This window comes from Candidatus Protofrankia californiensis, from assembly GCF_900634765.1.
Taxonomy (GTDB): domain Bacteria; phylum Actinomycetota; class Actinomycetes; order Frankiales; family Frankiaceae; genus Protofrankia; species Protofrankia californiensis.
On the sequence record NZ_CAAAFT010000211.1, the window covers coordinates 1 to 4,746 of the forward strand.

A 4,746-nucleotide genomic window follows, 5' to 3' on the forward strand; every position below is an offset into this window, starting at 1 on the left:
TCCGATATCCATGTGACGTGTTCACGAAAATGGGAACGCTTCAGCCAGCCGGTTGGGGTGGTGGTCGTCGCCGAGCAGCCTGACGATTGCGGTGGGAAGGTCTCCGTCACACGAAGCCGGTTACCGCCGGCATCGTGTGACGGGAATGCCGCCGAGTCGAGTGGTTACCGCCGGCATCACCAGGACCAGTCGAAGAGGAGAGACCGTGGGAACCTCGGTACGTGAGGCCGTAACATCTTATCCCGCACGCTATTTCGCAGCCTGGAACGGGCGGGATCTGGAGGTCGTCGCAGGTCTTCTGGCGAGTCGTTTCAGCTGGGTCGACCCGTCGCTGCCGGCCGAGATCACCGATCTCGAGGGTGCGCACGGGTTCTTCCAGGCCGGGTGGCAGGGCTTTCCCGACCTCCGTTTCGACCTGGTGGGCGATCCGCTCGTCGACGAGGCCACCGGTCGTGTCGCGCAGGAATGGCGAATGATCGGGACCCATACCGGTGAGGGCTTTCCTCCGGGGGTGCCGCCCACCGGTCGGGCGTTCGACCTGCCGGGCACCGACGTCTTCACCGTCGACGCCGAGGGCCGCGCGACCGCGATCCACGCTTATTGGGACGTCACGACGCTGGCCCATCAGCTCGGACTCGCCTGAAACAGGCGAGGTCGTCTTGTGTCCCACCTCATCCAACCAGGCGCAGCCGGAAAAGGAACATTATGAGTACCCTTTCGACACCGGTCACCTCAGAGCTGCGCCTCGTTGAGGAGTTCGCCGTCCGCGCGGAGATCAGACCGCCGCTCGAGGTAGGAAGCGGTCCGTTCGGCTCCCGCATGATTTTCGAGCTCGTCGCTGGCCGCGCGACGGGCGAGCGGTTCAACGCCGAGGTGTTGAGCGGCGGCGCCGACTGGGCTCTGATCGGACCGGACGGCCTGGCTCGCATCGACGTGCGCAGCCAGTTCCGCACCGACGACGGGGCCTTCGTCTATGTGCAGTATCACGGGCTGATCGAGATGAACGAAGCGGTCGGCGCCGCGTTGGCAACCGGCGGCGAGACCGGGTTCGGCGACCAGTACTTCCGTACGACCCCGCGCTTCGAGACTGGCGACGAGCGCTATTCCTGGTTGAACAGGCGAGTTTTCCTCGCTGCGGGCAGAATTGTTCCCGGTGGAATCGAATACCGCATCCACCGGGTGGACTGATCGTTTCGAACAGCCCTTTCAGGTGCGCGGATAGTTTGGTTCGTGTTCGAAGTGCATTCCAGCAACACCGAGAAGTACCTCGGACGGGTTCCGGATTCCGTCGGCGCGGTCGGCGCCGCCAGATCTGTGTTCGACGACCCAGCGGGCTGGTCGGTCTGGGCGCCTTCCACGCGAGCCGCACGACGGAGCGTCCCTTCGGCGGCGTCAAGACCAGCGAGCTCGGTTCGGAGGTTCTTGCCTCCCACCAGAACCTGAAGTCCGTCTATCGCTGAGAAGGAACGAAGATGACGATCGAAGAGAATCTCTGTGCTGACGGGCTGTCGCAGGAAGACCCCCGGCAGGACGAGCCCGTCCCCCAACCTTCTCCGAGCGGGCGGGAGAGCCAGTGGTCGCGGGAACCGAAGCTCACGCGCAGGGCGAGTTCCGGTGCCGAGCAGGTTGATGTCGTCATCGTCGGGGCGCGGGTGGCGGGAACCGCGGCGGCCGTCCCGTTGGCCCGCGCCGGCCGGAAGGTGGTGCTGATCGACAAGTCCCGGTTCCCGTCCGACCGTCTCTCCACCCACGTGCTGGTCCCGAATGGTGTCGCGGAACTGCGGCGGATGGGCGCGCTGCCCGAGGCACTCGAGCTGAATCCCGCCATAGTGCGTTACCTGGAACTGGTCATCGGCAATGTCCGGGTACGGGAGCGCTTCACCCCGGTGGACGGCATCGACTACGGCGTCTGCATCCCTCGCCTCCAGCAGGACATGGTCCTGGTGAACGCGGCGCGAAAGGCCGGCGCCGAGGTCCGGGAGCGGTGCTCCCTCGAGGAGATTCTCTGGCGGGATGGTCGCGCGGCCGGGATCCGCTACCGCCACGGCTCCGACACCCACGAAATCCACGCGAAACTCGTGATCGGCGCGGACGGTCGCCGTTCTCACGTAGCCGCGGCGGTCGGTTCCTGGACGCCGTACCGGGGTTCGCGCAACGGCCGCGGTTTCGCCTTCGCCTACTTGGACGACCCACGGGTCGGCACCCCGGATCACGAGACCTATGGCATCTACCGGGCCGGCAGCTCGACGTGCCTGACCCTGCCGTCATGCCCACTCGGCCGGATGCTGGTCGTCTGGATGGCGCCCGTCGAGGACATCCCCCGCTTCCGCCGGGATCCGGAGGGTGTCTGGGCGGAGAAGCTCGCCGAGGATCCGGACCTGGCCCAGCGTATCGAAGGCGCCACGAACAAGAGCAAATTGCTCTCCACCGCGGACCTGTCGGCCTTCTACCGCGTCTCGAGCGGGCCGGGGTGGGCGCTGGTGGGTGATGCGGGGCACTTCAAGGACCCGGTGGTGGGTCAGGGTCAGCGCGACGCGCTGCGTCACGGCCGGCTTCTCGGCGAAGCCGCCCAGCAGACCCTCGACGACACCGCTGCTCTCGACCGGACTCTGCAGGCCTGGGAGCGCGGCCGCGACCGCGACACGATCAGCACGTACCACTGGGGCAACCGGGAGACCCGCGCCGCGGCACCCTCGGCGTTGATCCGCGAGGTGTTCCGCGGCTTCGCGGGCGGCGAGGACCCGGACGTCACCGACACGTTCAACCGGATCCGCAGGGTCGAGCGCGTGGTCGGCCCCGGTCGGATGGTGAAGGCACTGGTCAGGGCGCTAACCACCCCAGGGGCCGACCGCCGGGCGATCCTCCGGGAGGTGGCCGAGGAGATCCCGATCGAGATCGGCATCCGCAGGGAATGGTGGTTCGGCGGATTCCGCTACGCCGGCAGGTCCGCGAGCGAACACCCGGGCTGGGAGCTGGGAGCGGCGCCCAGGACGCGCCGTGCGGTGGTCGCGCCGAGGCCCGGCGACAGCGCTGTTCCCGCTCCCACCGCCGATCAGAACCCTGCTTCCAGGGACGTGATGATCCGGGGCAACCTTGAGCCGGACATCGCCGGTCCCAACCCGGTGCGGTAGCCGTTCGGCAGCCGCGGGCTTCCTGCCGGTGCCGACGGCGAGAGGAACGTGTATCCGACTGGGTCGTCTCCCGGCGCCTTCCCGGCGGACCGCAGTCGGCTCAGGCGAAGTGCGGCCGGTTGTCCTGGGCGCCCACCAGGTCATCGGTTCCACTCTGGACAAGGTGTTGCGTGGACACGAGCTGGGTCGCACCGCGTACCTGCTGATGACGACGCTGCCGATGTCGGCCGGCCACGCCCGCCCGCTGGGTCAGGCGATGCGGACCATGTCCTGGCGGTGGAGCGCGAGGATCTTCTCCAGCGCGACCGCGTCCCGGTCCCGGATCGCGGCGACGAGGTTGCTGTGCACGTCGAGGTTGTGGCGCCGCAGCTCCTCGCTGCCTTCCACGTAGGTCGCCTTCGTGAGCGTGGCGCTGAGGATCGACACGATCGTCTGGTAGAGCCCGACCAGCACCTCGATCCGGGACGCCCGGGCGATGGCCAGGTGCAGGCGCATGTTGGCATCCAGGTAGGCGCGTGGGTCGTCCGACGCCGCCTGCATGTCGTGCAAAGCCCATTCCATCGCCCGCACGTCCTCGGGGCTGGCGCGTTGCAGCGCCACCGGAGGGAAGAGCGCGTCGAGGTAGGCGCGTGCCTCGAAGAGCTGTTCGGGGTCGACGGTCAACCCCTGGTGCCACAGGTCGACGCCGCCGAGGCGCACCTGAGGCGGCGGGTTGGCCACGAACACGCCACCGTTGGGCCCGGGCCTGACCACGATCAGGTTGCGTTCACGCAGGATGCCCAGCGCCTCGTTCATCACCGAGGGGCTGACCTCGAAACGGTTGATCAGTTCGGTGCGTAGCCCGAGTCGGCTGCCGGCAGACAGGCGGTCGGCGAGGATCCGGGCTTCTATCTCCGCCGCGACCTGCTGCGCGCGAGAGCCTCCGCGAGAGCCTCGAGGCGTCGCGTCACCCGGCATCGTCTGCGCTCCTTCTGATCCGCATCGGTACTCCAGCGACAGCGCCACGCCGGCCGGGACGGACCCGTCCAGTCCGGACGCACAGCTAGTCATTACTGAATCTCATAACAAGATTATGTGACGTCCCACTGCAAGACTCCACAGTTCGTAGCTGTTCATGAGGGGGCGGTCAGGCGCTGTATACGAGATCTTCTGATATGTACTTGAAACATATATACAGAATAGCTATGGTTGCGCCAGCCGGGCGACAGGCCTGGGCGGTCCCGGGAAGGGCGGGTACCAATTGATCATTTACCAATTGATCACTGAGTGGATGTCCGCGAACGCGCCGTCCTCGCCCGCCGACGATGCCCACAGCGGGTAGCGCCGTGGTAGGTGAGGTGGCGGCGGGTGAAGCGGTGGCCGACGAAGGGCTGGTCGACGTGCACACGCACGCGATCGCGCCGTGGTTGCCCGATCTTGCCGGACGCGACGGCTGGCGGCGGTGGCCCTCCGTCGAGCGGCTCGGCGACGCTCGGGCGCGCATCCTCGTCGGCGGGACGCCGTACCGCGACATCGACGACCGCTGCTGGTCGGCGGATCGCCGGCTGGTCGACATGGACGTCGAGGGCGTCGCGGTGCAGGTGGTGTCCCCGGTTCCGATCACGTTCTGCCACGA

The 4,746-nt window shown here is 67.5% G+C and carries 4 protein-coding genes and 1 pseudogene; 4 read left to right on the forward strand and 1 reads right to left on the reverse strand.

The window, feature by feature from the left end:
- The first annotated feature begins 205 nt into the window (after nt 1–205).
- The 3 genes from DD1DGNOD_RS11535 (at nt 206) to DD1DGNOD_RS11545 (ending at nt 3,131) form a co-directional block, all read left to right on the forward strand.
- Complete coding sequence (locus DD1DGNOD_RS11535; protein ID WP_131766567.1) at nt 206–643, forward strand: ester cyclase; 438 nt, start codon at nt 206–208, stop codon at nt 641–643.
- 62 nt (nt 644–705) lie between these two features.
- Nucleotides 706–1,188, forward strand: coding sequence for a DUF3237 domain-containing protein (locus DD1DGNOD_RS11540; RefSeq protein WP_206443106.1), 483 nt, complete (start codon nt 706–708; stop codon nt 1,186–1,188).
- 284 nt (nt 1,189–1,472) lie between these two features.
- Complete coding sequence (locus tag DD1DGNOD_RS11545) at nt 1,473–3,131, forward strand: NAD(P)/FAD-dependent oxidoreductase (RefSeq protein ID WP_131770102.1); 1,659 nt, start codon at nt 1,473–1,475, stop codon at nt 3,129–3,131.
- 249 nt (nt 3,132–3,380) lie between these two features.
- On the opposite strand, the gene DD1DGNOD_RS11550 is transcribed toward DD1DGNOD_RS11545, so the two are convergent.
- Nucleotides 3,381–4,181, reverse strand: coding sequence for a FadR/GntR family transcriptional regulator (locus tag DD1DGNOD_RS11550; protein ID WP_241251456.1), 801 nt, complete (start codon nt 4,179–4,181; stop codon nt 3,381–3,383).
- A gap of 287 nt (nt 4,182–4,468) precedes the next feature.
- On the opposite strand from DD1DGNOD_RS11550, the pseudogene DD1DGNOD_RS11555 reads away from it, so the two are divergent.
- Nucleotides 4,469–4,746, forward strand: a pseudogene (locus DD1DGNOD_RS11555) (amidohydrolase family protein); the annotation flags it as partial.